The organism is Dactylosporangium sp. NBC_01737 (assembly GCF_035963215.1).
GTDB lineage: Bacteria > Actinomycetota > Actinomycetes > Mycobacteriales > Micromonosporaceae > Dactylosporangium.
On the sequence record NZ_CP109153.1, the window covers coordinates 7,460,390 to 7,480,025 of the forward strand.

Below are 19,636 nucleotides of genomic sequence, written 5' to 3' on the forward strand. Positions count from 1 at the left end.
TAAACCGGGCGGGGCGCCGCTGTGCACCTATCCGGCGAGGAGGCGTTCATGCCGAGTGATCCGTTCGGGGACCAGCAACAGTTCAGCGAGTACTACGCGGCGCGGCGCGACGTGGTGCGGCGCACCGCGTACCTGCTGTGCGGGGACTGGCACTGGGCCGACGACCTGACCCAGGTCGCGTTCATGCGGCTCGCGGTGAGCTGGCGCAAGGTTCGCGACCGGGGCGCGCTGGACGCGTTCGTCCGCACGTGTCTCATGCGGGCGTTCCTGTCCGAGACGCGCCGGGCGTGGCGGCGCAGGGAGCATCCGCACGCCGAGGTCCCGGACACGCGGGCCGGGCCGGACGCGGCGGAGCAGTCCGCGGCGCGGGCGGCGTTCACGGCCGCGCTGGGCCGGCTGCCGCCGCGGCAGCGCGCGGTGCTCGTGTGGCGGTACTACCACGACCTCGACGTCGCGGCGACCGCCGAGGCGATGGGGTGTTCGGAGGGAACGGTGAAGAGCCACGCGGCGCGTGGGCTCACCCGGTTGCAGCAGCTGCTCGGCGACGACCTGGAGCTGCGGCCGGCGGCGATGGTGGAGGGGTCCTCGTGAGTTCCTTGCGTGAACGGTTCGACGACGCCGTGGCGAGCCCGACGCCGCCGAACCTGGCCGGCGGTGAAGAGGTGTACGCGACGGCCTGGCGCCGCCGGCGGGTCCGCAACCGGGTGGTCTCCGCGGTCGTGGCCGGCTGCACGGCGGCGGTCGTGGCGGCGGTGGCGATGCTCGTCACCTCGGGGGGACACGACCGCGGCATGCCCACCCCGGCGGAGAACGGCTCCGTACCGGCCACCGGGAACGAGCGACCGTACTACAGCGACGGCCTCGTGGAGGAGGCCGTGGCGACGGACCTGAACCATCTGTATGCGCTGCAGCTGCGATGCACCTCCACGGATCCGGGGTCCTGCGGGAGAGTGCTGTACGGCTCCGAGGACGGCGGCCGGACCTGGACGCAGCGCAAGCCGGGCAGCCCGTATCAGCTGCGGGTCCTGGCGCCCGGCGTGCTCGGCGGCCTGTCCATGACGAGCCCCACCAGCGCCGTGGCGCGCTACAGCAGCGACGGCGGGCGCACCTGGAAGGACACGGAACTCGCGTCGGGCACGATCGCCGCGGTACCCCCGGGCGGCTGGCCCACGTGCCGCGAAGGCAACGACGGCACCACGGAGTGCGCCGTGCACGGGGTGGACGCCCAGACCGGAGCGGAGACGAAGCTGGCGACCCAGCCGCCGGTGATCCTGCCGACCGGCCTCGAGCAGACACCGGCGAACACCGGGCTGTGGGTGTCCGGATACGTCCCGCAGAGCAACCGCACCGGGGTCTCCGTCAGCCGTGACGGCGGTCTGACGTGGTCGACGTACGTGTTCGGCAAGGACGAGGCGGACTACCCGCAGGGCATCAACAACCAGCAGGTGCGCATCGCGACCGTGGACGGCATCACCGCCCACGCCGTGGTCTCCGTCGTCACGGACAACGGCCAGAACCGGTTGCTGGTCTACCGCACCGGCGACGGCGGGCTGACGTGGCAGCGGACCGACCCGCGGGGCACCCTGCCGTGGCTGCAGCACGGCGACTCCTCGTTCGTCGCCGCGGACGGGACCCACGTGGTGCAGGCGGTGGTCAGCAACCCGGCCGACTGGTACGCCGGGACCACCGGTGCCTACACGAAGCCGGCGCCGGTGACCGGCCTGGACGGCGTCGACGACATGCGGCAGCCGGTCCAGACCGTTGCGGCCGGCGCGTACCTCCTCTTCGACCGATCGGCGGTGTACGTGTCACCCGACGGCCTGCACTGGACCCGGCACCCTGTGCAACCGTCCTGACCGGTGCCGGGGCGGACCGGCGGGAACCCGCCGCGGCACCGGATACGGTTGCTGCCATGGAGCCTCAGCGTCCCAAACTCGCCGACGTGGCACGCGTGGCGGGCGTGTCACGGGCCACCGCGTCCCGGGCGATGAACGGCCTGCCCGGCACCACGGAGGCGGTGCGACGGCGGGTCCGTGAGGTCGCGGCGCAGCTCGGCTTCCAGCCGCACGCGGCGGCACGCGCGCTGGCGACCGGCCGCAGCACCGCGGGCCGGCTGGAGCGCATCGAGATCCTCATCGTCGACCCGGACCCCGACGCGCTGAGCGTCAAGCCCTACTACGGCCGCGTGCTGACCGGCGCGATGCGCGCACTGGAGGGCCAGGACGTCTCGCTGCAGGTCAGGCGGGTCGCCACGCCACCGGCGGGCGACGACGACCCGCCGTTCGGGCAGGTCCTCATCAACATGCCCGTCGCCGCCGCGGCCCGGGCGCGCCGCACCCGCACCATCGCCCTGGGCGAGACGGCGCCCGGCATCCCGTTCGTCGCCCCCGACAACGACGGCGGCGGGCACCAGGCGGCCGAGCATCTCGTGACCTCCGGCCGGCGTCGCATCGGCGCGGTGTTCGGCCCGCCCACCCCGTGCGCCCAGGAACGCAAGGCCGGGTTCCTGCGGGTCATGGCCGGCGCCGCCCAGCCCGTCGCGTCGATCGACGGCGACTTCACCAGAGCCAGGGCCTACGCCGCCGCCCGGGAGCTCCTGGCGCGGGAGCCGCGCCTGGACGCGGTGTTCGCGGCGTGCGACGTGTCCGCGATGGGGGTCCTGCAGGCGCTGCGCGAGGCCGGCCGCCGGGTCGCGCACGACGTCGCCGTGGTCAGCTTCGACGGCAGCGCCCTCGCCGAGGCCGCGGACCTGTCCTCGGTCTACATGCCCGTCGAGGAGGAGGCCGCCTCCGCGATCCGCCGCCTGCTCGACCCGGCCCTGCCGTCGCAGGGCCGGCTGCCGACCACGCTGACCGTGCGCGGATCGAGCCTCAGTAGAGCGTGACAATCAGGTCGAGCCCGCTGCCGGCGACGCCGCGGCAGTGCTCGGCGAAGGCCCGCACCTGGGCCAGCACCCGGGCGAACGCATGCTCGTCGGCCTCCTCGCGGTGCACCTTGTACAGCCCGAGGTCGTCCATCTCGGCGACCGAGAACTCGCGGCGGGCGGCGGCGACGTCGAGCCCGTCGATCCGCCGTACCGCCGCGGCGAGGAAGCCCGCGGTCGAGCACCGCCACGGGAACCCCTGTCCGCTGCGGGCATGCCCGGCGAAGGCCTCGTCACCGGCGACGATCCGGTACGCCGTCGAACGCTCCCGCTCCTGCCACGTGCGCGCCCCGCGGTACGCCACCGGGTCGAGGAGATACTCGGCCTGCTGGAACGACCGGTCACCGAAGTGACCGACCCAGCCCGCGCCGGCCGGCACCGCCGCGAGCAACGCCCGGCTGATCTCCGGCAGCGGCTCGTCGCCCCACGGCGCGCAGAACGGCGGCTGCTCACTGGCCGTCTCCCACAGCTCCGCGTCGGCCCGGATCGCTTGCACCGCATCGGCCCGCAGCGGTACGGCGAAGCTCCTCACGTCCATGCCCATGCGACCATCGTCCGGCAATCCCGTGCGACTGCTGGAGGCGACATGGGCACGTGGGACGTCGGGCCGTTCAACAACGACATCGCCGCCGACTGGTGCGGCGACCTGCACGACACCGGCGCGGAGCAGCGACCCGCCTTCGTCCGGGACACGCTGACCGCCGTGGTGGACCACGGCGGGAAGTCACTGCCCAACCGGCTCGCCGACCGGGCGATCGCCGCGGCGGCCGTGGTCGCCTCCCAGCTGCCGGGCGGGGAGCCGGTCGTGTCGGGGTACGGGCCGGACTTCCTCCTGGAAGGCGGGACGCTCGAGGTGCCCGGCGACATCCCGCCGCTGGCGCTGCGCGCGCTGGACCGCATCACCGGCGACGGCTCGGAATGGCGGGACCTCTGGCAGGACGCCGGGTGCTACGAGGACGCGGCCGGCACGCTGCAGCCCATCCGCGCCGCGCTGGCCCGGGCCGCTTGATTCCGGCGTGCTACGGCTGCGCGGGCTGCCACCGCTTGACCACGACGGGCGGCTGGGGCGGCGCGGGCCACACCTGGACGAGGAGCCGCTCCATGGTGGCCGGGTCCTCGTCGGAGTCGATGCCCAGGCGGGCCGCCACCTCGAGGTTCGACCTGGACACCCGCAGGCGCAGCCAGCCGACCGGCACCTCGAAGCGCACCGCGTCGGGCTCGTAGTCCGTGCATCCCATGACCACCATCCGCCCGGAGCGCACCTGCATGCTGCCCTCGACGACGTGGTCGAAGCCGTCGGTGCCGGCCGCCGGCGGCCGCTGCAGGACCTCGACCGTCACCGCCACGAACACGTTGACCGCGGTGCCCACGGCGATCGCGTCGCCGGCCACCGCGACGTTGTCGGCGACCGCCTCGTCCGTCCACGCGTCCGCGACGTCGGCCGCCGAGCCCTCGTCGAACAGGTGGATCTGGTGGTAGTCGGCGAACAGCCGCAACGCATCGGTCATCTGCGCATCCTCCCGCACCCGGGCCGGCACGACCGGGGAGCCCCCGGTGTGCCGGTCGCATCGAGCGGGATCAGCGGGTGTCGACCCAGACGTTGACGATCGTGTGGTACGCGCAGTTGGTGTAGGAGGCGGTGCCCACGGACGCCCACTGTCCCTGGCAGATGATGCCGCCGGCGCCGGGCATGAAGTGCTGCTGCAGCATGGAGACGCGGTGTTCTCCGGTACCACCGGTGCACAGGCTCTGCGCCCAGTTGGAGCCGTACGTGACGGTGCAGTTCGTCGGCGCGGCCGATGCCGCTGCCGTGGTGCCGACGAGCGTGCCCGCCGTGAGCAGTGCGCTGAGGGTGATCGTGGTAGCGAAGCGTGTCCTGGTGCCCATGCCCACCTCGTCCTCTGTGCGTGAGAAACACTTAAGACTATTTACAGTTGTGAGTGGACTGTAGCGGCTGGGCGCGGCGCCGTCCAGACTCATCTACGTCGATGGGATCGGCGGTCACGGGCCGGGCCGCGCCCGGCACCAGTCGGCGACGGCCTCCTTGTTCAGCGCCACGATCAGGGCGACGTTGACGGCGATGCCGACGCACGCCTGGGCGGCCCCGCCGGACACCAGCGTGAACAGGCCCGCGAGCACGTTGACGGCGCAGATGACGATCCCGGTGACGCGGGCCCATTCCCGGCCGACGAACACGAACGCGCCGCTGACCGCCTGCAGGATGGCCAGTGCCACCGTCGCGACCGCCAGCAGGGACGCGAGCGCGCCGACCGACTGGCCGTGGTCGCGGTCGTTCTCGACGGCGGCCAGCAGCAGCAGGCCGACCAGGATGCCGAGCAGGCCGAACAGGACGAGCACGATCGAGGCGACCCACACGTCCCGCGGGCGCTTGAGGGTGACCGGCTGGAACTCGCTCATGACGCCTCCAGATGTGCCGATGGACTACTTGACGGGGATCGAGGTGCCGGCGCCCGGCGCGTAGGTGGTGACGCCGGGCGGCAGGGCGCGGATCTTGTCGATCTCGGCGCAGGCCGGGCACGCGGTGTAGCCCTCCTGGCGCTTCTTGTTCGCCTCGGCCTCCGCCTGGGCCTGGGCGACGCGGGCCTGTGCCTCGCTCACCGCGGCGAACGCGGCCTGCGCCTTGTTGACCGCGTCCTGGACCTGCTGGGGCAGCGCCACCCGGACGAGGTTGAAGCGGATGTTCTGGAAGAAGTCGCCGCCGAGGTTCGCCCGGATGTTGCGCGGCAGGCTCTGGTTGATCGCGTCCTGGGCCTGCGAGATCGACGTGTTGTCCTCCTGCGCGCCGGGCGGTACCGGCGCGGCGCCGGTGCCGTTCTGCACCAGCGAGCAGCTGGAGACGAGCTCCGCGCAGCGGAACCGGCCGATCTGCTCGCGCAGGTCGTTGTCGATGACGGGGCGCACCGCAGCGTCGAAGAAGGTGTTCCAGCCGTCGACGCCCTCCCACGGGTAGCGCAGCTTGTCATCCGCGCCGCGGAACTGGCGGGTGCCGTACTTGTCGTCGAACAGCCGTAGCGTCTGCTCGTCGAGGTTGAGGGTGAAGTAGATGGTCGCCTCGATGCCCATGTCCACGCCGTCGCGGGAGGGCGTCCGGGCGACGTCGATGCCGGGGCGGCCGCCGCGGGCCGGGTCCGCGGTCATCGTGTAGAACCGTTGCTGGGCCGGATACTTGTGCGTGGTGGACCAGAACCCGGTCCAGGTCAGCTCCGAGCCGGGCTGGATCACCTGGCGGATCCGGTTGTTGTCGAACCAGCCGCCGTTGCGCACGACGGCGACCTCGCCACCGCTGGTCTTGTCGAAGCCGCGCACGACGCCGACGGTGGTCACCAGCAGCGCGAGCACACCGAGCACGACGGCGGGCCAGAGGACGAAGCGGAGGCGGTCGCCGAGCGTCATGCCGCCACCTCCACCTTGGCTGCCGCGACGTCGTCGTCGGTCGCGGCACCCGGCGCGAACGCGAGGCCCACGCCCGTGATCGCGAGGGCGGCGGCGACGTAGGCCGACACCGCGAACGCGCTGCCGGTGGCGTCGACCAGCTTGACGGCGATGATCGGGGCGAGGGCGCCGCCGAAGATGCCGGCGATCTGGTATCCCATCGACGCGCCGGAGTAGCGCAGCCGGGTGGAGAACAGCTCGGCGACGAAGGCCGCCTGCGGCCCGTACATGGCCGCGTGGGCGGCGAGCGCGACGACGACCGCCAGGACGATCGCGGGGCGGCTGCCGGTGTCCAGCAGCGGGAAGAACGCGAACGCCCAGCCGGCCGCGGCGAGCGCTCCGGCCGCGTACACGGGACGCCGCCCGACGCGGTCCGACAGCGCGCCGAACAGGGGGATCAGCACCAGCTGCAACGCCGAGCCGATGAGCACCGCGCTCAGCGCCGCGCTGCGCGGCAGGTGGACGGTGCCGGTGACGTACGTCAGCACGTACAGCGTGAACGTGTAGAAGGCCACGTCGGTGCCGATCCGGGCGGCCATCGCCGCGAGCAGGCTCCGGGGGTGCCGTGCCAGGACCTCCAGCAGCGGCATGCGCGGCTTCTCCGCCGTCGCGGCGGCCTCGGCGAACAGTGGCGACTCGGTGACCGCGACGCGGATCCACAGGCCGACGACGACCAGTACCCCCGACAGCAGGAACGGCACCCGCCATCCCCAGGCCAGGAAGGCGGCGTCGGACTGCACCGTGTTGAGCAGCCACAGGACGCCGGCGGCGAGGAGGTTGCCGGCCGGGACCCCGACCTGCGGCCAGGAGGCGTTGAGCCCGCGCCGGGCGGTGCCGCCGTGCTCCATGGCCATCACGACGGCACCACCCCATTCGCCGCCGAGGCCGAGCCCCTGCAGGAACCGCAGGGCGACGAGCAGCAAGGGCGCGGCGACGCCCCACTGCGCGTAGGTGGGCAGCAGCCCGATGGCGAAGGTCGCGGCGCCCATGAGGATCAGGGTCGTCATCAGGACGGTCTTGCGGCCGAGCCGGTCGCCGAAGTGGCCGAACACGATGCCGCCGAGCGGGCGGGCGACGAACCCGACCGCGTACGTGGTGAACGCCAGCAGCGTGCCCGTGACCGGTTCGAACGACGGGAAGAACAGCTTGCCGAACACCAGCGCGGCGGCCGAGCCGTAGAGGAAGAAGTCGTACCACTCCAGGGAGGTGCCGATGAGCGTGGCCAGCATGACCCGGCGGGGTGCGGCCGGTGCGGTTGATGCCTCGTTCGTCCGTGACGCCATGGTGGGCTCCTTAACGGATCGATCGTGAGGGATTGCTCACGGTTCCAAGTTAAGGATTGTTCAACGATTCAGCAATAGACGAATCCAAGACCATCTTTGTGTGATGCGTGGATCAGGCGTCGAAGGCGTCGAGCAGCTGCCGCTCGGCGGCGTCGAGATACCGCGCGAGGACCTGGTCGGCGCGCTTCGCGTCACCGGCGGCGAGCAGGTCGTAGATCGTGCGGTTGGTGCGCAGGTAGGGCTCGTGGAAGTCGCGCGGCGCGGACATCACCAGGAAGACCAGCCGCAGCTCGGCGAGCAGCTGCCGCACCGCCTCGCTCACCCGCCGGCTGCCGGCGAGCCCGCCGATCGCCTGGTGGAACCACATGTTCGCGGTGCCGACCTCGACCCACGCGCCGCGGTCCGCGGCCGTCTCCGCGGCCTCCACCGCCACCCGGACCCGGTCCAGCGCGCCGTCCGGCGCGGCGGCGACGTTGCGGACCGCCGCGCCCTCCAGGATGCGGCGCAAGGTATACAGGTCGCGCACGTCCTCGGCGGTCAGCTGCCGCACGAAGACGCCCCGGTTGAACTCGTGGGTCAGCAGGCCCTCGTGCGACAGTAGCCGGAACGCCTCGCGCAGCGTGTTGCGCGACACGCCGAGCGCCTCGCGCAGCGCCTCCTCGCTGAGCCTGGTCCCCGGTGGGAAGATCCCCTCGGTGATCCGCTCCCGCAGGATGTCGGCGACCCGCTCGCTGTATCCACCGCGGTCGAGCGAGGCTCGATCCTCCGCGAGCCGGACGGTCCAGTCTTCAGGCGCACTCATGGCCACAGGCCACAGCATACAGAGATTGACGGATCGTTGAACAATCAAACCCGGGGCGGCGTCCTCGCCGCGAGCCTGGTTTGCCGCGAACGGCCGCCGGGCAACACGTCACCGTCCGTGCCGACGGGCGACAACAAACCAGTGACAGCAGCTACTGCTGGCGTGGCGGATCGGGGGCGTGCGTGAAGCTTTCGTTGGTGGTCCGCCAGGGTCGGGACTGCACCGTCGTGCAGGTGGCCGGGATCGTGGATCTGACGACCGAACAGGAGCTGCGGGCCTGCCTGCAGCAGGCGCTGGACGACGGTGCCCGCCATGTCGTGCTGGACCTGGCCGCCGTGCCGCGGCTGGACTCCAGCGGGCTCGGGGCGATCGTGTCGACGTACAAGCTGCTGCAGCAACGGGGCGGACAGCTGTACCTCGTCTCGGTGCAGCCGCCGGTGCGCAACGTGTTCCTGCTGACGTCCGTGGACCGGCTGATGGGCGTCTACGACACCGTTGACGCCGCCGAGGAGGCCGTGGCACGCGAGGTGCGGTGAACGGCGGTGGCCGCGACACTCGCGGCCACCGCCGTGATCTGTGGTGTGGCAATCAGCGGCGACGGCTCACGGCCGGGTGTCGCCCTGCCCGGTGCGCTGCTGGGCGGCGTCGACGCCCTTGTCGATCTGCTCGCTGTGCTTGCCGCCGGTGCGCTTGTCCGCCTGCTCGCCGGCCTTGTCCAGGGCCTGGTCGACCTTGTCGTCGTGCCGGTCGGCGAGGTCCTTGGCGCGGTTCAGAAAGTCGCTCATGTCGTCCCTCCAGGTGTCGGCAGCGGGTACGCCCGCTGCACTACCCGGCACGTGCCGGACGATGCATCCGCCATTGCCGGGCTTTCAGGTGGGTGCACCGCGAGGGACCGTCGGGGCGGGCCGTCATCGACACCGATGGCGGCCACCGCATCTGGCAAACCCGCGGAGACTCAGGCGACAGCGAGGGCGAGCCGCCGCTCGGCCTCGTCCGGCGACAGCCACGCGACGCCGTCCAGGCTGGCCTTCTTGGCGTTGAAGGCGTACACCCACAGGCCGGCCGCCCAGCTCGCCTCGAGCTCCGCAGGCGTGAAGGTGCGGCCGGCGGCGCGCTGATAGGCGTGCAGGAACCCGGCCGACTCGTCGACGGTGGCGGCCCGTGGCACCATGCCGCACGGCCACACCGCCGCGGCCAGGCCGACCACGACGGCCTCGGGTGCGGCCATGACGCTGTCCCAGTCGTGGACCACGAGCGGCTCGTCGCCGGCCCAGCGCAGGTTCTGGGCCTCCCAGTCGCCGTGCCCGACCACGGCCCGCCGCCCGGCGCCGGTGGCGGCGAAGCGGGCCAGACGGTGGCGCACCCGGCGCCGGTGTCGTCGATCCACGCGGTGGCGTGCCCGGGGGCGTTGAGGTCCTCGTCGCGGTCGTCGGCGGTTGGCCACACGCCGTCGACGTCGTGGTCCCACGCCGTCCACGGCAGCGCCGGGCGCAGCGACCCGGCCGCCTCCGGCGTGGGCGCCAGGGCCACGAACCGGGCCAGCAGCGCCGCGAAACAGTCGGCCGCGCCGGACACACCGGTCGCGGCGGCCGCCGGGGTGGTCCGGCCGCCGGGCACGTACCGCTCGGCGCTCACCGCGAGACCGTCCCGCACCACCGGCCCGGCGAGCGGCTCCGGGGCGGGGAAGCCGGCGGTCCACAGCGCCCGCTGCACCGTGGCGCACGCGGCCAGGCGCGGGGAGTCGGGCCGGGCCTTCACCGTCACCGAGCGCCCGTCGGCGAGCCGGACGCCGTACACCCGCGACAGATGCCCGGCGGTGAGGAACACCTCGCCGACGGGGCTGCCGAGTGTGCGTTCGCACCAGGGCCCGACCTCGAACGTCATGGGCGATCGGCCTGGGGTCAGCCGCGACGGACCGTGCTGAACGGCTCCGGCGGTGGGGGAGGTGTCGGCAGCAGGCCGCGCAGGCGGACGTTGAGGTTGCGCAGCGTCGTGTAGTCGCGGCACTGCACCGCCTGCCCCGCCTGGGCGAGCAGCGCGTCGCCGGTGGCCCGGTCCAGCAGCTCGGCGCCGTGCAACGCCACCGCGGCGCTCGTGGAGGCCAGCACCAGCGGCAGGTGCTCGCGGAACAGCGCCACGGTGGCCGGCCCGGAACCGGGGTGGCCGGTGCGCGCCACCCGGCCGGCGAACCCCGCCCAGAACGCTTCGGCCTGCCAGACGGCGCGCCAGTGCTGGTATGCCCGCCGCGGTGGCGTGCCCGCCTGCTCGTCGTCGAGCGCCATCGCATGGTTGAGGACCGCGAGGTTGTGGACCGCGCCGGCGGTGCCGGCGGCCTGCCAGATCGCTTCGGCCCGCTCCACGTCACCGTCGCCGAGAGCGGCCAGCCCGGCGTCCTGGCCGCCGTCCCGCCCGCTGCCCTGGTCGCCGCCGTGGCGGGGGCTGCCCTGGCCGTCGTCCCGGCCGTCGTCTCCTGGCCAGAACCAGAAGAACTCGTCGACGAGCCGGCCGGCCGGCTCGCGCAACCGGGCGAGGGCCTGCTCGACCTGCTCGGCCTCCGGTGGGGCGGCCGGCGGGAGCGGCTGTGGAGCCGTGCGGGGCGCCCCGCCGAGGGACCGGGCCGCACGCAGCTCCGTCGCGCGCCGGCGCAGCTGTGCCGGGCTCGCATCGACCGCAAGCCCGGCCACCCGGAAGGCGTTGGCGCGGTACAGGTCAAGCGTCCCGGCCGCCCGCAGCGCCTCGCTCAGACCGTCCACCGTCGCATCCCCCTCCCCGAAGGCGTCCGCATCGCCATCAGTCTATGGCGGTGTGGCGGGAGCGGTCGGCCAGGCACGGACGCGGCCGACGCGGTGGCCGGTAACGGTCGCGCAACGGGGCGGATGGCGGTGCCGGACGGCCCGATGATGGGCACATGGACCGCACCCCTGGCATGCGGCACGCCGCCGTCGCCCTGCTCTGGCTGACCCACCCGGTCACCGTCGGTGCCGTGGCACTGCTGCTGGTCAACGACCATCTGCTGAAGGCGGCGTACCCGGGCCCGGTCACCGGGAAGCTGAGCGACGTCGCCGGGCTCGCGTTCGCCCCGGCGCTGGTCGCGGCGGTGCTGTGCCTGCTCGTGCCCAGAGTGCCCGCCCGGGTGGCCGCCGCGGCCGGGCTTGCCGGTGCCGGGCTTGCGTTCACCTGGGTGAAGGCCACTGCGGCCGGCGCCGGGTTCGCCTCGGCGGCGTGGAGCGTGGTGCGCCCGTCCACCGTGCTCGCCGACGTGACCGACCTGGCCGCGTTGCCCGCCCTCGCCGTCGCCTGGTGGACCTGGACCCGGGTGCGCCACGCCGAGCTGCCGGAGCACTGGATCCGCACCGTGCGCGCCGTGCTGGTGCTCCCGGTGGCGGTGCTCGCGGTCGCCGCCACCAGCGCGCCGTACTACCCGGCCGCCGCTCGGGTCGAGGTGGTCGACGGCAGGGCGGCCATCGGCACCTACAACGGCTACCACGCGCTCAACGCCGACCCGGCCGACGATGCGTGGCCGTCCTCCTGGCTCTCGACGGCCGACGGCAGGACCTGGTTCGAGGATCCCGCCCCGACGCAGACCCGGCCGGAGACACCCCCGCCGCTGCGGACGCAGGCGTGCGTGCCCGACACGCCGGCGCACTGCTACCGCGTCGTGCCCGGGCGGATGGCCGTCGAGGAGACCGTCGACGGTGCCGGCGCCTGGCGGCTGTCCTGGGAGGTCTCAGAGGGACGGCGGCAGTTCCTGGCCCGGCAGTACAACGACATCACCGCGATCGGCGTCGACCTGGTCTCGGCCGAGCTGGCCGTGCTGCCGGTCGCCGGCGGCCACATCGTGCTCGTCGCCAACCGCCGCGACGGCGTCGCCGTCCGGTTCGCCGACGGGACCTGGCAGCGGGTCGGCACGCCGGTCGCCGCCGGCACGACGACCGTCGAACCGCTTGTGGCGCCCGGCAGGCACGTCCTGCTGGAGTTCGCGCTCGCGGCGACCACGGGGCCGGTCCTCGTCTGCCTCGCCGTGCTGCCGGTGCTGACCCGCCGGCGACGGCTCGCGGCGGGAGCGGCCGGGGTCGCCGTGCTCGGCCTGCTCGTGCTCCTGCCCGGGGTCGCCACCGGCACCTGGTTCGCCGCGATCGCCGGCGTGCTGGTCGCGATGGCCGGTCTGACCTGGTGCCTGGCAACGGTTGCCGGCGACCGGGGGCTGCGGTGGTGGCACCTGGTCGGCGTGCTGTGCGCGGCCGTGGCGACCGGGCTCGGCATCGGGTGGTCGTTCTACGGCTGGTCCGCCGGAAACCCGGACGGCTACGGTACGGCGGCCCGCACGGCCCTCGCGGTGACCATCGGCGGGGCGCTGGTGTGCGCGGCGGTCACGCTGGCCGCCCGGCTCCGTGGCCCACGTCCGGCACCCCCCGAAACCCTCCTGTCCGGCGCCGAGGCACGGATGTGGCTGGGCTGACCCGACCGCGCGCACACGATCGGGAGTCACGGTGCCATGGGCGCTACGGGCGTGCCCAGGACGGCAGCCACACCTGCTCACCGGGTGCGGAGACCCGCCTGGAGGTGAGGTGGTCGCGCAGTTTGCCGAGCGCGGGATGTGGGTTGTCGTCACGCCAGATCAGTGAGATCGGGTACACCGGTGCCGGGTCGCGCACTGGTACGCGCCGCAGGTCGTAGCTGTCCGGCCACAGATATCGGGTGCGTTCCCCGGCCAGCGTCGCCAGTTGCGCGGAGTCGGCGATCTCGGCCAGCAGTACCTCGTTGCCGAAGTGCGGCCCGACCCTGTCGATGGTGAGGCCGAACGCGGCGGCGAGCTCGTCGTAGTAGAGGGCCCACTCGGTACCGGCGGCCATGCCGGGCATCCAGATGCGGTGGTCGGCGAGTTGTGCGGGCGTGACGGTGCGCTCGTTGGCGAGCGCATGGCTTGGCCCGACGAGGAACTCGTGATGCTCGTCGATGACTCGGGCGGTCCTGATCGCGGCCGGCAGCTGAGGCGGGGCGACGGTGACGGCGTGGAAGGTGGCGTCGATCGTGCCCGCCTCGACGGCGGCGGTCGCGGCATGGACGTCGGCGTCGAGGAGGGTCACGACATCCAGTTCGATCCGCGGGTACGCACGGTGGAAGTCCTGCAGCAGCACGGCCGGTGCGGTCCGTCGACTGTGGACGTCGACGCGCAGTGCGCGCCGGCCGGGGCGCACGGAGGCGTCGGCGCGCGCTTCCACCCGGAGCAGCTCCCGGGCGTGGGGCAGGAAGGCCTGGCCGTCGACCGTGAGCTGGGCGCCGCGGGCCGTGCGGGTGAACAGCCGCACCTCCAGATCTTTCTCCAGCGCGGCGATGCGTTTGGACACGGCCTGCTGGGTGATCGACAGCGCCGCCGCGGCGTCCTGGAACTGACCGGCGTCGGCGGCGGCGACGAAGGTACGGACGGCGTCGAGATCCACGCATCGGACCCTACGCCCACAACGGTTGGTTGTGGCTCGCCGCCGGATCGATTGTTTGATCCGTTGTCCCGCAGCCTGCTTTGATCGCGGCGGTCAACGGCGGGTTGTTCACTGCGGGAGGTGTGGGAGTTGGTGACGAGACGTTCCCTGGGGCGGCGGTTCGGGTGGCTGTGGGCGGCGTACGCGGTCAGCGCCTACGGCTCCGGGCTGGGGTTCGGTGCCCTGCCGCTGATCGCCGTGCTGGTGCTGCACGCCGGCCCGGCGCAGGTGTCGGCGCTGTCCGCGGTGGGGCCGGCGGTCGGCGCGCTCATCGCGTTGCCGCTCGGGCCGTGGGCGGAGTTCCACCGCAAGCGGCCCGTGATGATCGCGACGGACCTGGCCCGGTGCGCGGCCATGCTGACGATCCCCGTCGCGTACGCCGCCGGCCGGCTCACCTTCGTCCAGCTGCTCGTCGTCTCGGCCGTGGGCGCCGCGGCGAAGATCGCGTTCAACGCGGCCGGCGGCGCCTACCTCAAGGCCCTCGTGCGGCCGGAGGACCTGCTCGTCGCCAACGCCCGGTTCGAGTCGACGACGTGGAGCTCCATCGCGGTCGGGCCGCCGCTGGGCGGGGCGGCCGTCGGCCTGTTCGGGCCGGTCACCACCGTCGTGGCCGACGCGCTCAGCTATCTGCTGTCCGCGCTGGGCATCGCGGCGATCCGCGGCCGGGAGGAGCCGCCGCCGCGCGCCGGCGGGCAGCGGGTCCGGGCCGGCGAGCTGCTCGACGGCTGGCGGCACCTGCTGACCCACCCCGGCCTGCGCGCGCTCTACCTCAACCAGCTGCTCGTCAACGGCCTCATCATGGCCTCCGAGCCGCTGCTGGCCGTGCTGCTGCTCCGCGAGCTCGGCTTCCCGCCCTGGCAGTACGGTCTGGCCTTCGCCGCGCCGTGCGTCGGCGGCCTCATCGGCTCGCGCCTGGCCCCGCGCGCCGTGGCCCGGTACGGCCGGCACCGCATCCTGCGCACCGTCGGCACACTGCGCGCGGTCTGGCTGGTCGGCCTCGCGTTCGTCCGGCCCGGCGTCGCCGGTCTCGCAACGGTCATCGCGGTCGAACTCGCCATCATCATCAGCATGAGCCTGTACGGCCCGGTCCTGGCGACCTACCGGCTCGAACACACACCCGACGACCGCATCGCCCGCACCCTGTCCGCCTGGTCGATCGGCACCGCCGCCGCCATCGCCGCCCTCAGCGCGCTCGGCGGGCTGCTCGCCGAAGCCACCAGCCCGCGCACGGCTCTCACGGTCGCGGGGCTGCTCATCCTCACCAGCCCGCTGCTGCTCCCCCGCCGCCCGGGTACCGACATCACACACGAAAGGCACGTCGCATGACCGTCACCGCACTCGACCCGTCCAGCGCACTGGTCCTCATCGACCTGCAGAACGCCCTCGTCGGCGCTCCCATGGTCCCCAGCACGGGCCGGGAGGTGGTGGCCCGGGCGGTCGAACTGGCGCACGCCTTCCGGCAGCACGGCGCACCGGTCGTCCTGGTACCGATCTGGACCTGCGGCTGGCCTGCAACGGCCGCACCGCCGCGTCGGAGGCAGCCGCAGCGTTGCCGGCGGCCCTGGGCACGGTGGTGTCCGCCGAGGCGTTGGCGGTCGCGCACCCGTACCGACGGGCGGTCGCCTACCGGCCGCCGCCACGCATCCAGCCGGACTCGAAGGAGCCCCGGAACGGCGGATCGACGACGGGACGGTGCGGCCGCCGCGCGACGTCGATGAAAGGTACATCCGGTCCTCGTCCGATCCGGATCCGGCAACCCGTGCTCAGTAGGGCTTCACCCGGCCTGATCATCCACACTGGACGTCCGTGCGGCGGGCGGCGATGGATATCCGTCCGGCTTGCTACCGTCCGACGGTTTTCTCGACATCGGAGGATCAGATGCAGTTGAGCAACTCCAGCGCGCGCCTGCTCGGCCTGGCGGTCGCCATCGCGGTGGGCGGGCCGGTCGCGGCGCTGATCGGGCCGCTCGGCATCGCGGTCGGGTTCATCGCAGCCGCGCTGGTCGTCGGTGCGCTCGGCAACGGCAACGCGGCCGGCGGTGCGGTGCTGCTGGCGCTGTTCGTCCTTGTGGCGTCGCTGTTCGACCAGGCCGACAGGATGGGCTGGGGGACCGCGCTCGCCATCGACATCCCGATCGTCATCGCCGTGGGCGTGCTCATCTACCTCCTGGCCGGGCGCCTGCCCCGCGTCCGGGCCGCGGCCCGGATGCGTGAATACGCGAGCGGGCTCGGCTGGCCGGAGCGGGAGGCCGACGCCCAGTTGGTCGCTGCGGTCAAGCTCGTGCAGCAGTACGTGGAGGGGCCGAAGTCGTTGTTCTTCGTAGCAGGCGGCCAGGCCGGCACGGTGCCGGCCGCCCTGGTCGGCATCATCGAGGGCTGGGCCGCGCGGCAGACCGCGCTCGTGGCCCAGCTGCCCACCGCCTGGCCGCCGATCAGGGGGAACATCGGTGGCATGTACGCCAACTTCCCCACCGACGACGTGCCGGCGGTGCGGGGCCTCGGCCGGGTCACCACCAAGGACCTCGATGCCGCGAACCGGCTCTTCACCTCGGAGTTCGTACGCCAGCTCACCCGCAACGAGATCTCGGTCGTGGCAGTGGAGAGCAACCAGCTGGCGTTGCTCTTCGACACCGCACTGGCGGGTGAGAAACTCAGCAATGCGGTCGCCGCACTCGTCACGCTGGTCGGCCTCGCGGCCGACGCCGGCGCCGCGCACGACCGCTGATGCAAGCGCCTTCGGTATGCGGGCGAATCCGCACCGCCCGGGCCGGGTCGAGGGCACCGGTCCAGCCGCGCAGCTCCTCGTCGCTCATCCCGACGACGGCGGCGAGCTGCGGCATCAGCGCCTGGTAGTCGCTGTAGGACGAGTGGACCGCGGGCGTTCACGCCACCGCCGGAGGGCAGGACGGGAGCCGACCGGTTGCCGCACCCGGCGGCGCCGCTCGCGACGTGCGACGGCCGAGGTGAAGGCCGACCGCCACGTCGTCCGGCGCGGGACGTCAGCCGAGCTGGTGGAGGATCGAGGGGTCTGTGATCTTGTGGTCGTCGGCCAGGAGCAGGGCCTTGGACAGCACGATGGCGAGCATGGTGTCGCCTTCGAACGGCAGGAAGCGCAGGCCGGTGGGTTTGGCGGTGCTGGACGGCACGATGCACAGGTAGCGGTCGTTGGGGGACATCAGGATGTTGCCGCTGCCGATGTGGATGCGGTACGTGTGCCGGCGGCCGTCCACGACGAGGTAGTGGCCGTCGAGTCTGGCGCGGTCGCGGATCTTCAGCTTGGGCAGCAGGTGCTCCAGGACCTGCCGGCGGACCTGGCCGTTGGCGGTCAGGTCGCCGAACGCGACCGAGCGCCAGTAGCGGACGCGGGCGTCGTCGGTGCCGCCGTCGGCCCACGTGGGGTCGGTGGCGATGGACGTGACGCCGACGAACAGGTCGACGTCGCGCATCGCCTCGGAGAAGACGCGGGCCGGCACCTCGGCCAGCGCGACGTCCTGCCGCGCCCGGGCGCGGCCCCGCTCGAAGCGGACCCGGTCGGTCGAGCAGAACTGGGGGGTGTCGCCGTCGTCGGTGGCCTGCTCGTGGTGGAACACGGCGGTCAGTCCGGCCGCGGGGAAGTCCCGTTTCGCCTCGCCGTCGTGGCCGCCGTCCCAGCCGCCCAGGTAGTTGCTGCCCCAGCGGCGTTCCTTCATCAGCGCGTAGGCCTGCTGGTAGCGCAGGATGTGCGCCGCGAACCGGTTGGAGTAGACGCGGGTCTCCTCCTCCGCCGGGGTCAGCAGGTACACCTCCCGGAACGCCTGCTTGAACGGCTGCACGACCTCGCGGGCGAGGATGTGCTCACGCCAGGCACGCACCTGCTCGGGGTCGGCGTCCACCGGGTGCCAGAGCCGGATCCGCGCCTCGGGGGCGGCGGTCACCGTCGAGCCGTCGGCCAGGGTGAAGCGGCCGTCCGCGTCCGGCAGGCCGGTGTACCGCCGCTCGCCGTCGCTGACCGTCCACAGCAGACGGTCGACGACACTGCCGGTGACAGGATGTGAAACGTACCGTTCCCGCCACGTCCGCAGGGGCCATTCGCGGTCCTCGGCCAGCAGGTCCTCCAGGCGGACCCGCTCGCCGGCGAGGGCCTGCTTCAGGTCGGTGGCGGCGCGGCGGACCTCCGCGACCAGGTCCGTGCCGGCCGAGGCCGGTGGCTTGGTCGTGGTCGCGCCGTCCTGCTCCCAGGTCACGCGGACCTTGGCCCGGTCGTCGACGGCGATGACGGCGGCGAGGTCGTCCGTGCCGAGGCGCCGCTGCCGCCGCGGGTCGAGGCCGCAGTCGGGGATGGTCAGCTCGGTGAGCTCGGAGCGGCTGACGCCGGCGCCCGCCGCGGCCTCGTCGAGGGCGGCGGTGATCTGCTTGAGCTTCCCCCGGTGCCGGGTGCGGCGCTGCATCCGCACGAGCGCGGCGATCGCGGCGTCGTCGGCGCGCCGCCCCAGCACCGCGTAGCAGGCGTTGAGCGGCTTCGGCTCGTGCAGCGTCGGCTCCAGGGCCAGCACGAGCGGGACCAGCCACGCCTCGCCGGACACCTGCGCCGCCCACAGCAGCCCCCGCACCAGGTCGGCGTTGTCAAAGCTGACCCGCATGCGGTAGTCCCCGTACCAGTGCCGCACCGTCGCGGGCCGGCAGCTGTGGGCGAGGTGGAGCAGGTCGTGCAGCAGCGCGACGAGCTCGGGCGAGCCGTCGAGCAGCTCGCCCGTGCGGCGCAGCCAGGTCTTCGTCGGGCGCGGGCCGGACGCCACGGCGAGGGCGTGATCGAGCAGCGGACCGAGCGCGCCGGCGCCGGGCGGTGCGGTGCGCAGGTGCTCGACCGCCGCGTGGCTCCAGCCGTCCTCGACCCGGATCCGCCCGGCCCAGCTGGGCGCACCGCCGCCGGCGGTGTCCGCGAGCAGCACGAGCCGCCGCAGCAGCTGCGCCCGCTCGCTCGCCTCGCGGGAGGTGGTCGCGTCGACCAGCGGCTGCGCCAGCCGGAACCGCTCCGCGAGCAGCTCCCGTTCGGCGGGGTCCAGTCCTTCGGCCGCGGTGACCGCGACCCGGAGCACGGTCACCGGCGAGTCGTGCTCCCGGTGGGCGAGGTCGAACAGCAGCCCGACGTCGGCCGCCGTCCACACCGGACGGCGCGCCTCCAGCGCCGGGAAGAGGCGGGCCGCCTCCCATGCCCAGCCGCGGATCGACGTGCGCTCCGCCAGCGCGACGGTGACCGAGCGGAGGTGCTCGTCGTCGAGGTCCGGCAGCACGCGGTGCCGGAAGTGCTCGACGGCGTCCTCGGTGAGCCCGGCCGCGTCCGGCAGCACCCGCGCGGCCCGGCGCCGGTGCTCCAACAGGGATGCAGTCAGGCTTTTGGCGGTCATCCGCCGACCAGCTGCACCAGGCGGACGAACGCCACACGCAACGCATCGTCGAGGGTCAGTTCCTTGACTTGCCGGTGGCCGACGAGCACGAAGAACGCGTTGCGGCCGAACGCGGTCACCGCCGCACCGGCCAGGAGACGTCCGGCTCCAGGGCGCCGATGACCCGGCCGGTGGCCGTCTCGTCATGGATCTTCACGCGCACGGACGGGAGCGTAGGCCACGCGACCGGCTCTGTCACGCGCCATGCTTGTGAGCGATCACAACGGGGTGGCTCGCGACAGGTTGATGTTGCGGCAGGTATTGACATCGGTG

General features: G+C 73.3%; 24 protein-coding genes. 10 read left to right on the forward strand and 14 right to left on the reverse strand.

The features are described 5' to 3' along the window. The first annotated feature begins 48 nt into the window (after positions 1-48). From OHA72_RS33990 to OHA72_RS34000, 3 genes are read left to right on the forward strand one after another with little or no spacing between them, the layout of a single operon-like run. Positions 49-591 (forward strand): SigE family RNA polymerase sigma factor, encoded by a 543-nt coding sequence (locus tag OHA72_RS33990; protein ID WP_327000127.1) that lies wholly within the window; start codon positions 49-51, stop codon positions 589-591. After that, on the forward strand, positions 588-1,856 hold the full coding sequence (locus OHA72_RS33995; protein ID WP_327000128.1) for a sialidase family protein: 1,269 nt from the start codon (positions 588-590) through the stop codon (positions 1,854-1,856). The genes OHA72_RS33990 and OHA72_RS33995 overlap by 4 nt, the downstream gene beginning before the upstream one ends. Before the next feature lie 56 nt (positions 1,857-1,912). After that, a complete protein-coding gene (locus OHA72_RS34000) occupies positions 1,913-2,884 on the forward strand; it encodes a LacI family DNA-binding transcriptional regulator (protein ID WP_327000129.1) in 972 nt (323 codons plus the stop codon). On the opposite strand, the gene OHA72_RS34005 is transcribed toward OHA72_RS34000, so the two are convergent. Further along, complete coding sequence (locus OHA72_RS34005; protein WP_327000130.1) at positions 2,871-3,467, reverse strand: hypothetical protein; 597 nt, start codon at positions 3,465-3,467, stop codon at positions 2,871-2,873. The two genes, OHA72_RS34000 and OHA72_RS34005, sit on opposite strands and share 14 nt — an antisense overlap. Positions 3,468-3,509: 42 nt before the next feature. On the opposite strand from OHA72_RS34005, the gene OHA72_RS34010 reads away from it, so the two are divergent. Beyond that, positions 3,510-3,932: a DUF4259 domain-containing protein gene (locus OHA72_RS34010; protein WP_327000131.1), complete on the forward strand. Its 423-nt coding sequence runs from the start codon at positions 3,510-3,512 to the stop codon at positions 3,930-3,932. A 10-nt stretch (positions 3,933-3,942) separates the two neighbouring features. On the opposite strand, the gene OHA72_RS34015 is transcribed toward OHA72_RS34010, so the two are convergent. From OHA72_RS34015 to OHA72_RS34040, 6 genes are all read right to left on the reverse strand, one after another. Continuing rightward, positions 3,943-4,431, reverse strand: a complete 489-nt coding sequence (locus OHA72_RS34015; RefSeq protein ID WP_327000132.1) for a hypothetical protein — start codon at positions 4,429-4,431, stop codon at positions 3,943-3,945. Between the two features lie 70 nt (positions 4,432-4,501). After that, the gene (locus OHA72_RS34020) at positions 4,502-4,810 is read right to left on the reverse strand and encodes a hypothetical protein (protein WP_327000133.1); all 309 of its coding nucleotides are present in this window, start codon (positions 4,808-4,810) and stop codon (positions 4,502-4,504) included. 114 nt (positions 4,811-4,924) lie between these two features. Further along, entirely contained in the window at positions 4,925-5,341 is a 417-nt protein-coding gene (locus OHA72_RS34025; RefSeq protein WP_327000134.1) for a DUF7144 family membrane protein, read from the reverse strand. Between the two features lie 24 nt (positions 5,342-5,365). Continuing rightward, positions 5,366-6,337, reverse strand: coding sequence for an SPFH domain-containing protein (locus tag OHA72_RS34030; RefSeq protein ID WP_327000135.1), 972 nt, complete (start codon positions 6,335-6,337; stop codon positions 5,366-5,368). Next, positions 6,334-7,659 carry an MFS transporter gene (locus OHA72_RS34035; RefSeq protein ID WP_327000136.1) on the reverse strand — a complete coding sequence of 442 codons (1,326 nt, stop codon included), beginning with the start codon at positions 7,657-7,659 and terminating at the stop codon, positions 6,334-6,336. Before OHA72_RS34035 ends, OHA72_RS34030 begins: the two co-directional genes overlap by 4 nt. Positions 7,660-7,771: 112 nt before the next feature. Then, complete coding sequence (locus tag OHA72_RS34040; RefSeq protein ID WP_327000137.1) at positions 7,772-8,461, reverse strand: GntR family transcriptional regulator; 690 nt, start codon at positions 8,459-8,461, stop codon at positions 7,772-7,774. A 182-nt stretch (positions 8,462-8,643) separates the two neighbouring features. Here OHA72_RS34040 and OHA72_RS34045 point away from each other — a divergent pair, with 182 nt between their 5' ends. Beyond that, positions 8,644-8,997: an STAS domain-containing protein gene (locus OHA72_RS34045; RefSeq protein WP_327000138.1), complete on the forward strand. Its 354-nt coding sequence runs from the start codon at positions 8,644-8,646 to the stop codon at positions 8,995-8,997. 66 nt (positions 8,998-9,063) lie between these two features. Here OHA72_RS34045 and OHA72_RS34050 read toward each other — a convergent pair whose 3' ends face one another. Continuing rightward, complete coding sequence (locus tag OHA72_RS34050) at positions 9,064-9,246, reverse strand: antitoxin (RefSeq protein ID WP_327000139.1); 183 nt, start codon at positions 9,244-9,246, stop codon at positions 9,064-9,066. Positions 9,247-9,416: 170 nt separating this feature from the next. After that, positions 9,417-9,824 carry a hypothetical protein gene (locus OHA72_RS34055; RefSeq protein WP_327000140.1) on the reverse strand — a complete coding sequence of 136 codons (408 nt, stop codon included), beginning with the start codon at positions 9,822-9,824 and terminating at the stop codon, positions 9,417-9,419. A 9-nt stretch (positions 9,825-9,833) separates the two neighbouring features. Between OHA72_RS34055 and OHA72_RS34060 the strand changes: the two genes are divergently transcribed. Next, positions 9,834-10,385, forward strand: a complete 552-nt coding sequence (locus OHA72_RS34060; protein ID WP_327000141.1) for a hypothetical protein — start codon at positions 9,834-9,836, stop codon at positions 10,383-10,385. Here OHA72_RS34060 and OHA72_RS34065 read toward each other — a convergent pair. Further along, positions 10,363-11,214, reverse strand: a complete 852-nt coding sequence (locus tag OHA72_RS34065) for a hypothetical protein (protein ID WP_327000142.1) — start codon at positions 11,212-11,214, stop codon at positions 10,363-10,365. The genes OHA72_RS34060 and OHA72_RS34065 overlap by 23 nt on opposite strands. Before the next feature lie 155 nt (positions 11,215-11,369). Here OHA72_RS34065 and OHA72_RS34070 point away from each other — a divergent pair, with 155 nt between their 5' ends. Continuing rightward, a complete protein-coding gene (locus tag OHA72_RS34070; RefSeq protein WP_327000143.1) occupies positions 11,370-12,920 on the forward strand; it encodes a hypothetical protein in 1,551 nt (516 codons plus the stop codon). Positions 12,921-12,963: 43 nt separating this feature from the next. Here the strand turns inward: OHA72_RS34070 and OHA72_RS34075 are convergent, their stop codons facing one another. Next, positions 12,964-13,902: a LysR family transcriptional regulator gene (locus tag OHA72_RS34075; protein ID WP_327000144.1), complete on the reverse strand. Its 939-nt coding sequence runs from the start codon at positions 13,900-13,902 to the stop codon at positions 12,964-12,966. A 132-nt stretch (positions 13,903-14,034) separates the two neighbouring features. Between OHA72_RS34075 and OHA72_RS34080 the strand changes: the two genes are divergently transcribed. The 3 genes from OHA72_RS34080 to OHA72_RS34085 all read left to right on the forward strand — a co-directional run bounded on the left by OHA72_RS34080 (position 14,035) and on the right by OHA72_RS34085 (position 16,665). Further along, positions 14,035-15,267 carry an MFS transporter gene (locus tag OHA72_RS34080; RefSeq protein ID WP_327000145.1) on the forward strand — a complete coding sequence of 411 codons (1,233 nt, stop codon included), beginning with the start codon at positions 14,035-14,037 and terminating at the stop codon, positions 15,265-15,267. Positions 15,268-15,338: 71 nt separating this feature from the next. Beyond that, positions 15,339-15,659 (forward strand): hypothetical protein, encoded by a 321-nt coding sequence (locus OHA72_RS64995; protein WP_442788756.1) that lies wholly within the window; start codon positions 15,339-15,341, stop codon positions 15,657-15,659. Between the two features lie 88 nt (positions 15,660-15,747). Then, positions 15,748-16,665, forward strand: a complete 918-nt coding sequence (locus tag OHA72_RS34085) for a hypothetical protein (protein WP_327000146.1) — start codon at positions 15,748-15,750, stop codon at positions 16,663-16,665. 274 nt (positions 16,666-16,939) lie between these two features. Here the strand turns inward: OHA72_RS34085 and OHA72_RS34090 are convergent, their stop codons facing one another. Genes OHA72_RS34090 through OHA72_RS34100 form a run of 3 tightly spaced genes read right to left on the reverse strand, consistent with a single transcriptional unit; the run spans position 16,940 to position 19,562 of the window. Continuing rightward, on the reverse strand, positions 16,940-19,324 hold the full coding sequence (locus OHA72_RS34090) for a DUF4132 domain-containing protein (protein ID WP_327000147.1): 2,385 nt from the start codon (positions 19,322-19,324) through the stop codon (positions 16,940-16,942). Continuing rightward, a complete protein-coding gene (locus OHA72_RS34095; RefSeq protein ID WP_327000148.1) occupies positions 19,321-19,443 on the reverse strand; it encodes a hypothetical protein in 123 nt (40 codons plus the stop codon). Before OHA72_RS34095 ends, OHA72_RS34090 begins: the two co-directional genes overlap by 4 nt. Further along, complete coding sequence (locus tag OHA72_RS34100) at positions 19,440-19,562, reverse strand: hypothetical protein (RefSeq protein WP_327000149.1); 123 nt, start codon at positions 19,560-19,562, stop codon at positions 19,440-19,442. Before OHA72_RS34100 ends, OHA72_RS34095 begins: the two co-directional genes overlap by 4 nt. Positions 19,563-19,636: the final 74 nt, after the last annotated feature.